This is a genomic window from Mesorhizobium sp. B3-1-7, assembly GCF_006439385.1.
In the GTDB taxonomy this organism is placed as follows: domain Bacteria; phylum Pseudomonadota; class Alphaproteobacteria; order Rhizobiales; family Rhizobiaceae; genus Mesorhizobium.
In genome coordinates, this window is the sequence record NZ_VFTL01000016.1 from 125,368 (window position 1) to 141,845 (window position 16,478).

The window sequence follows — 16,478 nt, forward strand, 5'->3', positions numbered from 1 at the left end:
CAGTCCCGTGGATCATTGCAATCCAGCCTGTGCTTTGGTTAGCATTTCGCCGGGGCGGCGATATATGTATTCAGGAAATTTGGATTCGGGGCTTTAGATTGGGGAAAGGGTATCTATGTCGGCCATAGACGGCGCGGTGGCGCCAGCATCAGCCAAACGAACGCTGCAGCATGTTGTCTCCCACATGGTGGACGCCGTGAACCGCGCCGCGTTCGTGGAAACACCTTTCTGGCATCTGGAAATGACCGATGTTTTCCCCGCGGACCTTTATCTGCGCATGCGTGCCGCCATGCCGGAGGCGCGCGAGTATCGTGCGCTCAAGGGGCGCAACAAGGTCAACATTCAGTCCGACGGCACTGCGACGCGGGTCAAGATCGACCTCTACCCCGAATATATCCGCCATCTGCCGGACGAGAAACGGGGGGTCTGGTCCCTGGTCGGAAAGGCACTGCATGCGCCGCAACTGAAGGACGCATTCATGCGCCGCCTTGCCCCGGGCCTGGAACGCCGGTTCGGGTCGGATTTCATGAAGGTCGGCATGTATCCGGTGCCGATGCTGACGCGCGACGTGGCGGGCTACAAGATCGGTTTCCACACCGACACGAAATGGAAGGGCATCACGGTCCAGTTCTACCTCCCGGAGGACGACTCGATCAACCACATCGGCACCCGATTCGCCGAACGCAAGCCGGACGGGCGTTTCGAGAATTCGCACCGGATGTCGTTTTCCCCGAACACCGGCTACGCCTTTGCGGTCGGCACCGACACCTGGCACGCGGTCGATACCGTCGGGCCGGAGGTCCGCACCCGCGACAGCATCCTCCACACCTATTTCGTGGACAACACCGCGACGCTCAAGATCCGCAACCGGAGCAAGCGCGCCGCCAATTTCGTGATGAACGAAGTCCGCCACGTCGGCCGCTAGAGCATGATCCCGAAAAGTGGGAACCGGTTTTCGGAGAAAGACCATGCTCCAGCAAAGAGTTAGATCGTGACGGCGATTCAACGAAACGCCATCACGATCTAGAGCAAGTCCAGGGCGGCTGGATTCTGCCAGCGATCCTGCTCAATCCTGGTGCAGGATGAACTCCAAATAGAGGTTGCGCTGCAGGATCGAATGGTTGTCGTCGGAGATCAGCGACACCATCAGCGCGCCGTCGTCGCGGGTCCAGATGTCGAGCCCTTCCATGTTGTCGATCTGGTAGCCCATGTCGGCCTCCATCAGCACCGGCCCGTCGGCGACCGCGCCCTTCGCGACGCTTTCGCCATAGATGCGTCGCAGCCGCATCTTCACCCCGCGCGCGATCGAAAAACTGCGCTCCAGCAGCAGCAGGTCACCGTCCGGCAGGAAGGCGCCGTCGGTAATGTCGAAATCGCCGTCGCGCCTGACGGTGAAGACGCCCTTATGCGCCCCCTCGATGATGGCGGCATAGACGTTGCCGGCTTCGTCGAGGCTCCTCTCCGAGACCACGACCAGGCCGCCCGCGTGCTGCCCATAAGGGTTGGCATGGGTGACGGTCTCGAAGCCGCGGTTCTGGCGCAGCTCCTTGGCGGGAACCAGGTAGTCGAGCTGCCGGATCGGCGCTTTCATATCGTCGGGGTCGATCTTGAACTGGGCGACACGCTGGTCGCGTTCGAAGCCGACGGTGGCGAGACCGTCCTTGACCGCGAGCCCTTCCGCGTCGACCTCCCATTTCCGGTCGATCGGACGGTCCGAAGCATCGACCATCTGCTGCATGCGGAAATTAGAAACACCCGATGGGCGCCTGTCGGCGTCATGCGTGATCGCGCCGAAGAACCAGAAGCCGGTGTCGGCGACACCGATGAAGTCGCTGCCCGGCTTCAGGAAGCGAAAGGCCGACAGCGCGCCGAAATCGCGCGCCGGCGACGTCATCTCCAGTCCGCCGACGAATTCGAGCGGCCCGAACCGCGTCTCGTCATGGCCGACATGGAACTGGCTGATCGGCCGCGCCGAAATCTCGACGGTCTCGGCGGGAGCGCCCGACGCGGCAATTGTCGGCAAGGCGCAGGCCAGCACGCAGGCGAAAAGCGTCCGCCGCGCGCGCCGCCCCGAAAAGATCATCCGGCGCGCCGCAATCCGCCGCGCCGCGTGTCGCGCGCGCTTTCCTCGCCAAACAGCGAGGCGAGCTGCTCGGTCATGGCGCCGGCCAGTTCCTCGGCATCGACGATGGTGACGGCGCGGCGATAATAGCGCGTGACGTCGTGGCCGATACCGATCGCGAGCAGCTCGACCGGCGAGCGCGTCTCGATCAGCTCGATGACCGCCCGCAGATGCCGCTCCAGATAATTGCCCGGATTGACCGAGAGCGTGGAATCGTCGACCGGCGCGCCGTCCGAGATCATCATCAGGATCTTGCGCTGCTCGGGCCGGCCGATGAGCCGGTTATGCGCCCAAAGCAGCGCCTCGCCGTCGATGTTTTCCTTGAGCAGGCCCTCGCGCATCATCAGCCCGAGATTGCGTCGCGCGCGCCGCCACGGATGGTCGGCGGATTTGTAGATGATGTGGCGCAGGTCATTGAGGCGGCCGGGGTTCGGCGGCTTGCCGTCCTTCAGCCATCTCTCGCGCGCCTGTCCACCTTTCCAGGCGCGGGTGGTGAAGCCGAGGATCTCCACCGAAACGCCGCAGCGCTCCAGCGTGCGCGCCAGAATGTCGGCGCAGGTCGCGGCCACCGTGATCGGCCGGCCGCGCATCGAGCCCGAATTGTCGAGCACCAGCGACACGACGGTGTCGCGGAATTTCGTGTCGCGCTCCTGCTTGAAGGACAGCGGCTGCATCGGGTCGATGACGACGCGCACCAGCCGGGCCGGATCGAGATAGCCTTCCTCCAGGTCGAAGTCCCAGGAGCGGTTCTGCTGCGCCATCAGCCGGCGTTGCAGCCGGTTGGCGAGCCGCCCGACGACGCCGGAGAGATTGGCGAGCTGCTTGTCGAGGAAGGCGCGCAGCCGGTCGAGCTCCTCCTCCTCGCACAGGTCCTCGGCGCCCACCGTCTCGTCGAAGGCGGTGGTGAACACCTTGTAGTCGATCTCTTTCGGCAGGTTCAGGAACGGATTGTCGTTGCGCTTGGCCTCGCCCGGCGTCTCGGGGTCGGAATCGTCCTCGTCGGAAAGGTCGTCGGAAGTGGCGTCGGTCGCTTCCGTCTCGGCCGATTCTTCCTCGTCCGCGGAAGCTTCGGCATCTTCAGACTGCGACTGCTCGGAGCCTGAATCCTCCTCGCCGCCTTCCTCGCTCTGTTCCTCGCCCTGCTGCTCGTTCTCTTCGTTTTCCTCCGAGTCGTCGGTTTCCTGGTCGTCGCCGAGCTCCTCGGCCATCTCCATGGAAACCAGCATGTCGCGCACGACGCGGGCAAAGGCCTGCTGGTCCTCGAGCTTGGCCGACAGGCCGTCGAGGTCGCCGCTCGCCTTCTCCTCGACCCAGGGGCGCCACAGATCGACCAGCCGCTCACCGCTCTTCGGCACGGGACGTCCGGTGAGCTTTTCGCGCACCATCAGCGCAATCGCTTCCTCGAGCGGCGCGTCCGCCTTGTCCCTGACGTCGACGAGGTTCGCCTTGGCGTATTTGTCCTCGAGCATCGAGCCGATATTGTCGGCCACGCCCTGCATGGCGCGGCTGCCGATCGCCTCGACGCGCGCCTGTTCGACCGCGTCGAAGATAGACCGCGCCAGCTTGCCTTCCGGCGCCAGCTTGTTGTGGACGCGCTGATCGTGGCAGGCGCGCTTCAGCGCCATGGAATCGCCCAAGCCGCGCGTGATCGCGATGTCGTTGCGGGAGGCTTTCTTCGGCAGCTCGGGCAGGCGCGCGCGGTTGCCGGCCAACGCCGGCCGGTCCTTGGCGAAGCCGACCTCGAGGTCCTTGTCGCCGGCGACGGCGCGCATGCACACGGTCACGGCGCGCTTGAAGCTGTCGGCTTCAGACCCGTTCTTCGGCTTGTTGCGCGTGTTGTCGCCCGGACCCGCCATGATCATTCCTTGCGCGATTGATGCCGAAAGGCTGGAGGCCTTTCGGCTGCGCGTCTAGCCCAGCACCACGTTGGCGGCGCTCTCCGGCAGATCCTCGCCGAAGGCGCGCTGGTAGAACTCGGCCACCACCGAACGCTCCAGCTCGTCGCACTTGTTGAGGAAGGTCAGCCGGAACGCCATGCCGATGTCGCCGAAGATTTCGGCGTTTTCGGCCCAGGTGATGACGGTACGCGGGCTCATCACGGTGGACAGGTCGCCATTGATGAAAGCCGAGCGCGTCATGTCGGCGACGCGCACCATCTTGTTGACGATGTCCTTGCCCTTGCTGTCGCGATAGTGCTTGGCCTTGGCCAGCACGATGTTCACTTCATTGTCGTGCGGCAGGTAGTTGAGCGTGGTGACGATCGACCAGCGGTCCATCTGCGCCTGGTTGATCTGCTGCGTGCCGTGATAGAGGCCGGTGGTGTCGCCAAGGCCGACCGTGTTGGCGGTGGCGAACAGCCGGAACGCCGGATGCGGGCGGATGACCCGGCTCTGGTCGAGCAGCGTCAGCCGGCCCGACGATTCCAGCACGCGCTGGATGACGAACATCACGTCCGGGCGGCCGGCATCGTACTCGTCGAAGCAGAGCGCGACATTGTGCTGATAGGCCCAGGGCAGGATGCCGTCGCGGAATTCGGTGACCTGCAGGCCTTCCTTGACGACGATGGCGTCCTTGCCGACGAGGTCGATACGGCTGACATGGCTGTCGAGGTTGACGCGCACGCAAGGCCAGTTGAGCCGCGCCGCCACCTGCTCGATATGCGTCGACTTGCCGGTGCCGTGATAGCCCGACACCATGACGCGGCGGTTGTAGGCAAAGCCGGCGAGGATCGCCAATGTCGTCGCCTTGTCGAACAGATAATCCGGGTCGATGTCCGGCACATGCTCGGTTGCCGCCGAATAGGCGGGCACGACCATCTTGGAATCGAAACCGAATTTCTCCTTCACCGACACCGTCGTGTCGGGCAGGTTGGCGATGTCGCGATCGACCTTGTTCATCTCTATCAACGTCTCCACGGGCGAAACGCCGCGTTTCGCCGGCAATCGATTTTGTCCGGGGGCGGTCTTAGAGCCTTTTCCAACCTTATGAAAGTTGGAAAACGACATGGGACCGTAGGGCCGCTCAGCACAATCCTGCTTGCTTGAGCACGCGATAGGCCTGCAGCACATCGCGGAACCGGTCTTCCGAACCCCTGTCGCCGCCATTCGCATCCGGATGGTGGCGCTTAACGAGTTCCTTATAGCGTGCCTTGATGTCCTGACCAGTCGCCTTTGTATCAAGGCCAAGCGTTTCCAGCGCCTTGGCCTCAAGCGGCTTTGCCTTGCGCTCGCGCGGCTCGCGCGCGCCTGAACCGAACAGATTGAACGGGTCGCGCATGCGGTTGTGGTAGCCGGCGCGGCCCGAACGCTGTTGCGCGAAATCCGGCGCCGAGCGCGTTCCGCCGACATTGGCGCCCATGCGCCAAGTCGGCCTGTGGCCGGTCAGCGCCTCCTTCTGGAAGCGGGCGATCTCTGTGTCCGACACGCCGGAGAAGTAGTTGAAGCCCTTGTTGTATTCGCGCACATGGTCGAAGCAGAAGCGGAAATACTCGCCCTCCTTGAGACGCCCGACCGGCGCGCGATGCGTTCCCGCCTCGTTGCAGCCATCCCACTGGCAGATCGGCGCGCGCGACTTAAGCTCCGCGTCCTTCTCCGGCCGGATTCGAATTTTCTCGAAATATTTGGGATACGCTTTCATCTCACCCATTTATGGGCTGTTCGCACGTGCGAAACAAGAATTGACATTTCGCCGATGATCGCCCTAACCGCTGAATCGCGGCTTAAAAGCGGTCGAAATTCAAGATTTTGCGGCTGTTCCGCAGATGTGGGGAAGGGAACCCAGGATGTCCATACAGTCGACGATGGAAAACAAGCTGAAGGCGGCGTTTTCGCCCGAAAGGCTCGCCGTCATCAACGAAAGCCACCTTCACGCCGGCCATCACCATGTCGAGTCAGGCCACCATGCGACGTTCGACGGCGCCGGCGAGACGCATTTCCGCGTCCGCGTCGTCTCTGCCGCCTTTGCCGGCATGGGTCGCGTCGAGCGCCACCGCGCCGTCAATGAACTGCTCGCCGACGAATTGAAAGCCGGCGTGCATGCGCTGGCGATCGAGCCGGCCGCGCCCGGCGAGAAGACGCGCTGGTAGTCAGCCGACGGTCGCCTTGAGGAAGGCCAGCGCGGCCGCGGTCAGGGCATCGCCGTCCTCGCCGAAATCGCGGTTGATCGACATATGTGTGTAGGCGCTGCCGTCGAACAGCGTGACCTTAGTGCCGGTGGCGCGCAGGCGTTCCGCGAAAGCTTTCGATTCTTCGCCTCGCCCGGATGCCCGCGAATAGGCGATGAAGGTCGGCGGATGCTTTCGGCCGTCGACATAGCTCGCCGGCGACAGCGCCGCCCACTGTGCCGGGTCGGAAAAGGCACGCGCATAAGCCCGAACCATACCGCCATTCCTGGAAAGCGCGGCAAGATCATAGGCCCTGGTGTCGTCGAGGATCAGCGCGGCGACACCGGGCAATCCGCCGCGCATGCCGGTCAGCGCAATCAGATGGCAGCCGGCCGAATGGCCCATGCCGACGATGCGGTCCGGATCGCCGCCATGCCGGGCGATGTTGGCGCGCACATAGGCGTAGGCCTTTTCGACATCACCGGCCTGGGTGGCGACATCCGCTTGCGGCAGCATGCGGTAATCGATCGAGACGAACACGAAGCCATTGGCGAGCAGGAAGCCCGGCTTGGCGCCGACCTGGCTGCGTTTGCCGAACCGCCAGGCGCCGCCATGGACGAAGAAGACCACCGGCAGCTTGTTCGCGTCGTCGCCCGCATGGACATCGAGCTTGGCCGGACCGTAATCGAGGGTTTGCGGTTCCGGCTGGCCCGGACGCCCGGTCGCCGACGCACCTGGCGGCAACAGTGCCGCCAGCGATGCCGCGATGAGCCTGCGTCGATTGATCATCGTCATCTCCAGTCAGGTTGCGGCGACAGCGCACGGACTCTGGCCACGCACCTCATTTACTGACCAAAAATGACAACTTTCGGTGCGAAAACAAATCCAGTCCTTGACGGTCCGCCGGCAATCACCACGTATCTTACTAGGCGAGCATTTTCGGCCGAATCGGGAACTCCGGGGGGCCGATGTCGGAGTGCGGAGAGCTCCCCTTCATGTGAAGGGAACCACAATGCTTTCCGGCAGTTGATGAAGCGATGAGCCGATTGGCAGCCTGTCGGCTCCGAGGCAAAGCATCATGCGCGAGAATCAAACAGACGTCTTCGATCTGTTTTCGGAGATTTATTCCAACGCGGCTCAGGAGGAGATAAGCCTCCAGCAATACCTGCTAGCTTGCCGCGAGGACAAATCCATGTATGCCTCGGCGCCCGAACGCATGGTTGCGGCAATCGGCGAGCCGAACCTGATCGACACCAGCAAGGACGAGCGGCTCGGCCGCATTTTTTCCAACCGCACCGTCAAGGTCTATCCCTCCTTTTCCGATTTCTACGGAATGGAGGACACGATCGAGCGCATCGCCGGATATTTCCGCTATGCCTCGCAGGGCCTCGAGGAGCGCAAGCAGATCCTCTATCTCCTCGGTCCGGTCGGCGGCGGCAAATCCTCGCTGGCCGAACGGCTGAAGAAGCTGATGGAGGAGCGCCCGATCTACACGCTCAAGGTCGGCAACAAGATCAGCCCGGTCTTCGAATCGCCGCTCGGCCTTTTCCATCCCGACCGCATGGGCGATCTGCTGGAGGATAAATACGGCATCGCCCGCCGCCGCCTGAACGGACTGATTTCACCCTGGGCGGCCAAGCGCCTCGACGAACTGTCGGGCGACATCTCCAAATTCAGCGTCGTCAAGCTGATGCCGTCGCGGCTGCGCCAGATCGCCATCGCCAAGACCGAGCCCGGCGACGAGAACAACCAGGACGTCTCGGCGCTGGTCGGCAAGGTCGACATCAGGCAATTGGAGCACTTCAGCCAGTCCGACCCGGACGCGTATTCCTACAGCGGCGGCCTCAACCGGACGACGCAGGGGCTGCTCGAATTCGTCGAGATGTTCAAGGCGCCCATCAAGGTCCTGCACCCCTTGCTGACGGCAACCCAGGAAGGCAGCTACAACGGCACCGAGAATTTCGGCGCCTTCCCCTATCAGGGCATCGTCGTTGCCCATTCCAACGAATCGGAATGGCAGCAGTTCAAGAACAACAAGAACAACGAGGCCTTCCTCGACCGCATCCTCGTGGTCAAGGTTCCCTATTGCCTGCGCATCACCGAGGAAAGGCACATCTACGAGAAGCTTTTGCGCGAAAGCGAATTGGCAAGCAGTCCCTGCGCGCCAGAGGTGCTGGACATTCTCAGCCGTTTCACCGTCTCGACCCGCCTTGCCGAACATGAGAACTCGCCGCTCTACACCAAGATGCGCGCCTATGACGGCGAGAACCTCAAGGAGGTCGATCCGAAGGCGAAGTCCGTCCAGGAATATCGCGACGCCGCCGGCGTCGACGAAGGCATGACCGGAGTCAGCACGCGCTTCGCCTTCAAGATCCTGTCGCAGACGTTCAACTACGACACCAAGGAGGTGGCGGCCGATCCCGTGCACCTGATGTACATCCTCGAGGAGGCGATCAAGCGCGAGCAATTCCCGAAGGAAACGGAGGCCGCCTATCTCGAATTCATCAAGTCGGAACTCGCGGCGCGCTATGCCGAGTTCATCGGTCACGAGATCCAGAAGGCCTATCTGGAATCCTACAGCGAGTACGGTCAGAACCTCTTCGACCGTTACATCGCCTATGCCGATGCCTGGATCGAGGATCAGGACTACAAGGACCCCGACACCGGCCAGATCCTCAACCGCGAGGTCCTGGACAAGGAGTTGTCCCAGGTCGAGAAGCCCGCCGGCATCGCCAATCCCAAGGACTTCCGCAACGAAGTGGTCAAATTCACCTTGCGCGCCCGGGCGCGCAACCATGGCCGCAACCCGTCCTGGACGAGCTACGAAAAGCTTCGCGAGGTCATCGAGAAGCGCATGTTCGGCCAGGTCGAGGACCTGCTGCCGGTGATCAGCTTCGGCTCCAAGCAGGACAGCGTCACGGAGAAACGGCACAACGAATTCGTGCAGCGGATGGTGGAACGCGGCTATACCCAGCGGCAGGTGCGCCGGCTGGTCGACTGGTATATGCGCGTGAACAAGGCGGGCTGATCAAAGCCGGGACGGTTCCATGCCGATCTTCATCGACCGCCGCCTGAATCCGAAGGACAAAAGCCTTGGCAATCGCCAGCGCTTCCTCAGGCGTGCCCGCGAAGAGCTCAAGCGCTCCATCCGCGACAAGGTCCGCGCCGGCGGGATCGCCGAGCTCGACCGCGAGCACGCCGTGCCGATGCCTCGCAAGGGTACCGGCGAACCGACCTTCGGCGACGACAAGGAAAGCGGCCGGCGCCAGCACATCCTGCCCGGCAACCGGACGTTCAGCCCTGGCGATCTTATCGACAAGCCTGGCGGCGGCGGAGGCTACGGCTCGGCTCCGGGGACCACGGAATCCGAGGACGACTTCCGCTTCGTGCTGTCACGCGAGGAAGTGCTCGACCTTTTCTTCGAGGACCTCGAACTGCCGGATCTGGTCAAGCTCAGTCTAAAGCAGATACTCAGCTTCAAGCCGAAGCGGGCGGGTTTCGCGGCAAGCGGCGCGCCGACCAACATCAATGTCGGGCGCACGATGCGAAACAGCCACGGGCGCCGCATCGCGCTCAGGCGTCCAAAGCAGGCTGACGTGGACGCCATCGCCGGGCAGATCGCCGAGCTGGAATCCAGGCCGCCGGATGCAAAGACCCGCGAACGCATCGAGGCTCTGCGCGACGAGTTCGATCGGCTGGAGCGCCGGCGCAGGCGGATTGCCTATGTCGATCCGGTCGACATCCGCTTCAATCGCTTCGACCCGCAGCCGCGGCCGAATGCCAGTGCCGTCATGTTCTGCCTGATGGACGTCTCCGGATCGATGGGCGAGCGAGAGAAGGATTTGGCCAAACGCTTCTTCGTGCTGCTGCATCTGTTCCTGACGCGACGATACGAGCGCACCGAAATCGTCTTCATTCGCCACACCCATGAGGCCAAGGAGGTGGACGAGCACACGTTCTTCTACCACACGCAAAGCGGCGGCACCGTCGTTTCCACGGCGCTCGAGGAGATGCATCGCATCATCGAAGAGCGATATCCGGCCTCTGAATGGAACATCTACGCCGCCCAGGCCTCTGACGGCGACAATTTCGCCACCGACTCCGAACGCTGCATAGAACTGCTGGACCGCAAACTCATGGGGCTTTGCCAGTATTTCGCCTATGTGGAGATCATCGATGAGCGGGAAAGCCACATTTTCGGCTCGACCGAGAACGGCACGTCGCTCTGGCGCGCCTACAACGCCGTCGACGGCAAATGGCCGAACTTCCAGATGAGGCGCATTGCCGCGCCGGCCGACATATACCCGGTCTTCCGCGAGCTCTTCGCCAGGCAGCCCGGCTTGCGCAAGAGCGCTTGAGGGTTTCGGCGATGGTCAGCCAGGCGCGCAAGTCCGAACTGCTGTTTTCCGGGTCCGACTGGGATTTCAACAAGCTGTCCCGGGTCTATGACGAGATCGAAGCGATCGGCCGCGAAGTGCTTCACCTCGACATCTACCCGGTGCAGATGGAGGTCATTTCCTCCGAGCAGATGCTCGACGCCTATTCGTCGATCGGCATGCCGCTGATGTACCGGCACTGGTCGTTCGGCAAACGTTTTCTTTACGACGAGCTTCTCTACCGCAAGGGCGCTCGCGGTCTGGCCTACGAGATCGTCATCAACTCCAACCCCTGCATCGTCTACCTCATGGAGGAAAACACCATGGCCCTGCAGGCCTTGGTGACCGCCCATGCCGCGCTCGGGCACAATCATTTCTTCAAGAACAATCATCTCTTCCGGCAATGGACGGATGCCGGCGGCATCCTGAGCTACCTGGATTTCGCCAAGAGCTACATAGCCCGATGCGAGGAACGGCATGGCCTGGCCGCCGTGGAGGCGATCCTGGATTCGGCCCATGCGCTGATGGAGCAAGGCGTGTTCCGTTACCGTCGCCCGCCGAAACTGTCATCGGAGCAACAGCGCGAGGGGTTGCGCGAGCGCCTCGAATACGAGGAACGCTCATTCAACGATCTGTGGCGAACGCTGCCGCCCCCGCAGGGAAAGAACAAGCCGGAAGCAGGGGACGAAATCCTTGCCGAGCGCAAGAAATCGCTCAATCTGCCGGAGGAAAACCTGCTCTATTTCCTTGAGAAGAACAGCCTGGTGCTTGAGCCCTGGCAGCGCGAGATCGTCAGGATCGTGCGTGTCATCGCGCAATATTTCTACCCGCAGCGGCAAACCCAGGTGATGAACGAAGGTTGCGCCACCTTCGTGCATTACACGCTCATGAACACGCTGTTCGACCGTGGCCGCATCGGCGAAGGCGCCATGCTGGAGATCCTGCGCAACCACTCGAACGTCATCTTCCAGCCGGCCTATGACGATCCGCGCTTTTCGGGCATCAATCCCTATGCACTAGGTCTCGACATGATGCAGGACATCCAGCGCATCTCGACCGCGCCGACCGCCGAGGACCGCGACTGGTTTCCCGACATCGCCGGCCGCGGCGACTGGCGCGACACCCTGCTCGACGCCTGGGCCAACCACCGCGACGAATCCTTCATCCGCCAATATCTGAGCCCGACGCTGATCCGCAAATGGCGGCTCTTCGTGCTCGCCGACGGCGCCGACGAGCCGCACTATGAGGTGGCCTCGATCCACAATGAGCGCGGCTATGCCAAGATACGGTCGGCGCTCGCGCAAAGCTACGATGTCGGCGCCAGCCGTCCCGACATCCAGGTGGTTGACGTCGACCTGCTGGGCGACCGGCATCTGCGGCTCCAGCACAAGATCAAGGACGGCGTCATGCTCGAGGCCCAGAGCTGCGACGCAACCCTGCGCCATATCCGCAGGCTTTGGGGCTATGACGTCAGCCTGGCGGCAATCGATGCTGGAACCGGCGCGATGCTCAGCGAGCGTTCGACCAAGGAACTTTGAGCCGGGGCTCTGAGACGCCTGGTTTCTTCGGCGTAGGGATTTTGAAAGGTTGCAGGGTTGTCGGGCGCCAAGATTTTCACCGTTCGCTTCGGTGAAATCAGCGCAGACGTTGGGGATTGGCTGAAGCCTTCCCAACTTCGTCATCCCTGGGCGGAGCAGCCGCGAAGCGGCGTCGCGGAGACCCGAGGATCCATTCCGTGATCCTGATCGAAGAACGCAGCGGAGCAGAATTCTGCACCGCAGCAGCGCTCATGCGTCACGGAATGGATCCTCGGGTCTGCGCGCGTCGCTACGCTCCTTGCTCCGCCCGTGGATGACGAGGCCGGACCGTTTCGGCCAATCTCCAAGGCATACCAACTGCCAACGCGACATAGCCGACCAGTCAAGATTCTGTGTTAGTGAACTAGCTTTCGCTGGCGGGACGTATCCTCAACCTCGCAATGCGGTTCTTGTCCCGCTTCATCACCACGAAACGCTTGCCGTGGAAGGTGAAGGCCTGCTTCTCCTCCGGGATCGACTGCGTCTCATGGATGACCAGGCCGGCAATCGTCGTGGCTTCCTCGTCGGGCAGGTCCCAGTCGAGCGCGCGGTTCAAGTCGCGGATCGGCACCGTGCCGTCGACGACGACGGAGCCGTCCGCTTCCTTCTTCACGCCCTGCATGTCGACATCGTGCTCGTCGGCTATCTCGCCGACGATCTCCTCGATGATGTCTTCCAGCGTCACCAGCCCTTCGACCTCGCCATATTCGTCGACGACGATGGCGAAATGCGCCTTGCGGCGCAGGAAGGCGTTGAGCTGTTCCTGCAAGGTGGTGGTGTCCGGCACGAACCACGGCTTCGCCGCGATCTTCATGACGTCGATCCGCGAGAAATCGTTGCCGACCTCGTTGAGGGCCCTGAGCAGATCCTTCGCGTGCAGCACGCCGACGATGTTGTCGAGCGAGCCCTTCCACAACGGCATGCGGGTGTGCGGGCTTTGCAGGATCTCGCGCACCACCGCCTCCGGCGCATTGTCGGCATTGACGGAGCGCATATTGGTGCGGTGGACCATGATATCCGACACTTCGAGTTCATCGAGGTCGAAGAGGCCTTCGAGCCGATTGCGCTCCTCACCGGCAGCCGCGCCCTCGCGGCGGGCATCGTCGCTGCCTTCATCCTTGCCGTTGCGCTCGGTCCGCTGCGGCGGTTCGAGCGGCCGCAGCGCGTAGCCGAAGGCGGCAAGCAGCCGGGTGCGCAACAGAAGCGCCGAAAGCAGGATGACGGCGAGGACGGCGGCGACGATCCAGCCGGCGTCGATCATCCGGAACGGCTCCTCTTGGACCGTTCGGGATGGTCCACTTTGAGCCTTCCGGATTGGCCCGTCTTGAACCCTTCGGGATGGCTCGTCTTGAGGAAGGACAGCACTTCCGACGGCGGCACGTCCTTGGCGATGAAAGCCTGGCCGATACCGCGCGTCAGGATGAAGGTCAGCGCGCCGCGCGACACCTTCTTGTCCTGGGTAATGAAGCCGAGCAGCGCCTCGGCATCCGGCAGCTCGCCCGGAATATCGGCCATGCGCCAGGGCAGGCCGACGGCGCGAAGATGCGCTTCGACGCGCTCCGCGTCGTCCGGGCTCGCCAGGTTGAGGCGCGCCGAGAAGCGATGCGCCAGCGCCATGCCGATGGCCACACCCTCACCATGGACGAGGCGCGCCCCGTCATAGCGCGTGGCCGCTTCCAGCGCATGGCCGAACGTGTGGCCGAGATTAAGCAGCGCCCGGTCGCCGGTCTCGAACTCGTCACGGGCGACGACGTCTGCCTTGGCGCGGCAGGCCTCGGCGATCGCCTCGACCCGCGCCGGGCCGCCGGCAAAGACTTGCCCCCAGTTCTGCTCAAGCCAGGCGAAGAAGGCCGGGCGGTCGATCAGCCCGTATTTGGCGAGCTCGGCATAGCCGGCGCGGAACTCTCGGATCGGCAGCGTGTCGAGCACCTGGGTGTCGGCGAGCACCAGCCTGGGCTGGTGGAAGACGCCGACAAGGTTCTTGCCGCGGGCGCTGTTGATGCCGGTCTTGCCGCCGACGGAGGAATCGACCTGCGCCAGGAGCGAGGTCGGGATCTGCACGAAGTTCATGCCGCGCCGCACGATGCCGGAAGCAAAGCCTGCAAGGTCGCCGATGACCCCGCCGCCGAGCGCGATCACCAGGTCGCGGCGTTCGAGCTTTGCCGCGAGGACGCCGTCGACCACCTCTTCGAGATGGGCGAAGCTCTTGGTCTTTTCGCCGGCGGGCAGCGCGATGACGGCGGACTGGATGCCGCCTTTCTCCAACCCCGCCTTCAGCATGTCGAGATGCGCGGCGGCGACGTTCTCGTCGGTGACGATGGCCGCGCGGGTGCCGGGAAGCCGGCGCCCGATCTCCTCGCCGGAGCGCGCCAGCAGCCCGGAGCCGATCAATATATCATAGGCGCGGTCGCCGAGCCCGACCTCGACCTTCATCGGTTCGGCATCGCTCACGACTGCACCTCGTCGGTTGTGGCGCCTGTAGCGCCTGTCACGATCGCGTCGACGCCGAGATGGGTGCAGAGCGCCGCGACGACTTCGCCGGCGATGATCTCCTTGCGGTCGTCGCGGGTCGGCACGGTCAGGTCGGCGGTGGCGTAGACCGGGTAACGCTCGCCCATCAGCCGCTCCAGCACGCCGCGCGGATCGGGATTTTTCAGGAGCGGCCGGTTCTGCTTCTTCGAAACCCGCTCCATCAAGAGGTCGAGGTCGGCCTTCAGCCAGACCGATACGCCATGCGCGGAAATCGCCTCGCGCGTCTGCGCGTTCATGAAAGCGCCGCCGCCGGTCGACAGCACCTGCGGTCCGTTCTCCAGCAGGCGCAGGATCACGCGCTGCTCCAGCGCGCGGAATTCCGGCTCGCCATAGCGCTCGAACAGCTCCGGCACCGTCATGCGCGAGACGCTTTCGATCTCCTGGTCGCTGTCCATGAAGGGCAGCGAAAGCATCGCCGCCACCTTGCGGCCGATCGCCGTCTTGCCGGCGCCCATCAGCCCGACGAAGACGATCGAGCGGCTGCCGAGCGCTTCGATCAGCGCGGCGCGGCCTTCGTCCGTCGGATTGGGTGGCAGAGCGTTCATCGGAGCCTCTTTGCGCCGTATCGACATCAAAAGCCTGTTTGCGTCAAGCACGGCCGGACAACCGGGCGCGAAGCATCCCGGCAAAACCTTCTGTTCACCGGAAGCCTTCGTCCTTGAATTGGCCGGATCGGCGTCCCATAAGGGCACAGGGCTTTGGAAACGCAGAACAACAAGACGGGCGAAATTGAATGCCGACTTTGTTTCGCTTCGTCGTGACGCTGGCGGTTCTTGCAGGCATTGCCTATGGCGCGATGTTCGCGCTGGCCATGTTCGTGGAGCCGAAAAGAGCGGAAATGAGCATCCGCATTCCGGCCGAAAAGCTCAACCCCAAGAAGAACTGACCAAGAAAACCGACAAAGAGCTGATCCCGGCCCGATGAACAGCGCCGCCCGCATCGAAGCCTTCCTCGAAATGATGAGCGCCGAACGCGGCGCGGCGGAAAACACGCTCGCCTCCTATCGCCGCGACCTGGAGGATGCCTCCGAGACGATCCAGGGCGGGCTTGCAGGTGCTGGATCTTCCGACATCCGCGCCTATCTCGACGACATCGCCGCGCGCGGCTTCGCGCCGACCTCGCAGGCGCGCAAATTGTCGGCGATCCGCCAGTTCTTCAAATTCCTCTACGCCGAAGGCCTGCGCGGCGACGACCCGACCGGCACGCTGGACAGCCCGCGCAAGGGCCGGCCGCTGCCGAAGACGATGAGCGAGGCCGAGACCGGCCGCCTGCTCGACCGCGCCGCGCTGGAAGCCGGCGAATCCGCCCCGGACGGCGACAGGCTGGCCGCGTTGCGCCTGCACGCGCTGGTCGAGGTGCTCTACGCCACCGGCCTGCGCGTCTCCGAATTGGTTGGCCTGCCGGTGACGGTGGCGCTGCGCGACGACCGCTTCTTCATGGTGCGCGGCAAGGGCGACAAGGAGCGCATGGTGCCGCTTTCGACCAAGGCGCGAACCGCCATGCGCGCCTGGCTTGCCGCGAGGGCCGAGCGCCCGGCCTTTGCCGAAAGCCCGTTCCTGTTCCCGGCCTCTTCCGACAGCGGCCATCTCTCCCGCCAGGTTTTCGCCCGCGATCTCAAGGGCTTGGCCGCGCGTTCCGGGATAACCGCGGCCAAAATCTCGCCGCATGTGCTTCGCCATGCTTTTGCCAGCCATCTGCTGCAGAACGGCGCCGATCTCAGAGCCGTTCAGCAACTTCTAGGCCATGCCGATATCTCGACCACCCAGATC

15 protein-coding genes are annotated in these 16,478 nt (G+C 63.5%); 7 read left to right on the plus strand and 8 right to left on the minus strand.

Translation table 11 applies throughout. The annotated features are described in order from the left end of the window. Positions 1 to 115 precede the first annotated feature (115 nt). On the plus strand, positions 116 to 925 hold the full coding sequence (locus FJ417_RS15415; RefSeq protein ID WP_140784046.1) for a hypothetical protein: 810 nt from the start codon (positions 116 to 118) through the stop codon (positions 923 to 925). Between the two features lie 141 nt (positions 926 to 1,066). On the opposite strand, the gene FJ417_RS15420 is transcribed toward FJ417_RS15415, so the two are convergent. The 4 genes from FJ417_RS15420 to FJ417_RS15435 form a co-directional block, all read right to left on the minus strand. Beyond that, entirely contained in the window at positions 1,067 to 2,083 is a 1,017-nt protein-coding gene (locus tag FJ417_RS15420) for an esterase-like activity of phytase family protein (protein ID WP_140784047.1), read from the minus strand. Further along, on the minus strand, positions 2,080 to 3,978 hold the full coding sequence (gene cobT, locus FJ417_RS15425; protein ID WP_140784048.1) for a cobaltochelatase subunit CobT: 1,899 nt from the start codon (positions 3,976 to 3,978) through the stop codon (positions 2,080 to 2,082). Before cobT ends, FJ417_RS15420 begins: the two co-directional genes overlap by 4 nt. A 54-nt stretch (positions 3,979 to 4,032) precedes the next feature. Continuing rightward, positions 4,033 to 5,019, minus strand: coding sequence for a cobaltochelatase subunit CobS (gene cobS / locus FJ417_RS15430; protein WP_140633012.1), 987 nt, complete (start codon positions 5,017 to 5,019; stop codon positions 4,033 to 4,035). A 124-nt stretch (positions 5,020 to 5,143) separates the two neighbouring features. Then, entirely contained in the window at positions 5,144 to 5,767 is a 624-nt protein-coding gene (locus FJ417_RS15435) for a J domain-containing protein (RefSeq protein WP_140659654.1), read from the minus strand. Positions 5,768 to 5,903: 136 nt separating this feature from the next. Here FJ417_RS15435 and FJ417_RS15440 point away from each other — a divergent pair, with 136 nt between their 5' ends. Further along, a complete protein-coding gene (locus FJ417_RS15440) occupies positions 5,904 to 6,206 on the plus strand; it encodes a BolA family protein (protein ID WP_140645148.1) in 303 nt (100 codons plus the stop codon). Here FJ417_RS15440 and FJ417_RS15445 read toward each other — a convergent pair whose 3' ends face one another. Further along, positions 6,207 to 7,013, minus strand: a complete 807-nt coding sequence (locus tag FJ417_RS15445; RefSeq protein WP_140784049.1) for an alpha/beta hydrolase — start codon at positions 7,011 to 7,013, stop codon at positions 6,207 to 6,209. Between the two features lie 289 nt (positions 7,014 to 7,302). Between FJ417_RS15445 and FJ417_RS15450 the strand changes: the two genes are divergently transcribed. Genes FJ417_RS15450 through FJ417_RS15460 form a run of 3 tightly spaced genes read left to right on the plus strand, consistent with a single transcriptional unit; the run spans position 7,303 to position 12,138 of the window. Continuing rightward, the gene (locus FJ417_RS15450) at positions 7,303 to 9,252 is read left to right on the plus strand and encodes a PrkA family serine protein kinase (RefSeq protein ID WP_140645146.1); all 1,950 of its coding nucleotides are present in this window, start codon (positions 7,303 to 7,305) and stop codon (positions 9,250 to 9,252) included. Positions 9,253 to 9,271: 19 nt separating this feature from the next. Continuing rightward, complete coding sequence (locus FJ417_RS15455; protein WP_140659657.1) at positions 9,272 to 10,582, plus strand: YeaH/YhbH family protein; 1,311 nt, start codon at positions 9,272 to 9,274, stop codon at positions 10,580 to 10,582. Between the two features lie 11 nt (positions 10,583 to 10,593). Then, positions 10,594 to 12,138 carry a SpoVR family protein gene (locus FJ417_RS15460; RefSeq protein WP_140784055.1) on the plus strand — a complete coding sequence of 515 codons (1,545 nt, stop codon included), beginning with the start codon at positions 10,594 to 10,596 and terminating at the stop codon, positions 12,136 to 12,138. Positions 12,139 to 12,541: 403 nt separating this feature from the next. On the opposite strand, the gene FJ417_RS15465 is transcribed toward FJ417_RS15460, so the two are convergent. Genes FJ417_RS15465 through FJ417_RS15475 form a run of 3 tightly spaced genes read right to left on the minus strand, consistent with a single transcriptional unit; the run spans position 12,542 to position 15,254 of the window. Continuing rightward, positions 12,542 to 13,438, minus strand: coding sequence for a transporter associated domain-containing protein (locus FJ417_RS15465; RefSeq protein ID WP_140784050.1), 897 nt, complete (start codon positions 13,436 to 13,438; stop codon positions 12,542 to 12,544). Then, a complete protein-coding gene (gene aroB / locus FJ417_RS15470) occupies positions 13,435 to 14,628 on the minus strand; it encodes a 3-dehydroquinate synthase (protein WP_140784051.1) in 1,194 nt (397 codons plus the stop codon). Before aroB ends, FJ417_RS15465 begins: the two co-directional genes overlap by 4 nt. Beyond that, positions 14,625 to 15,254, minus strand: a complete 630-nt coding sequence (locus tag FJ417_RS15475; RefSeq protein ID WP_140784052.1) for a shikimate kinase — start codon at positions 15,252 to 15,254, stop codon at positions 14,625 to 14,627. Before FJ417_RS15475 ends, aroB begins: the two co-directional genes overlap by 4 nt. A gap of 188 nt (positions 15,255 to 15,442) precedes the next feature. Between FJ417_RS15475 and FJ417_RS15480 the strand changes: the two genes are divergently transcribed. Both FJ417_RS15480 and FJ417_RS15485 read left to right on the plus strand, forming a co-directional pair. Further along, the gene (locus FJ417_RS15480; protein ID WP_140648190.1) at positions 15,443 to 15,595 is read left to right on the plus strand and encodes a histidine kinase; all 153 of its coding nucleotides are present in this window, start codon (positions 15,443 to 15,445) and stop codon (positions 15,593 to 15,595) included. Between the two features lie 34 nt (positions 15,596 to 15,629). Then, the coding region (locus FJ417_RS15485; protein WP_140648191.1) for a site-specific tyrosine recombinase XerD at positions 15,630 to 16,478 on the plus strand (849 nt) is incomplete at its 3' end.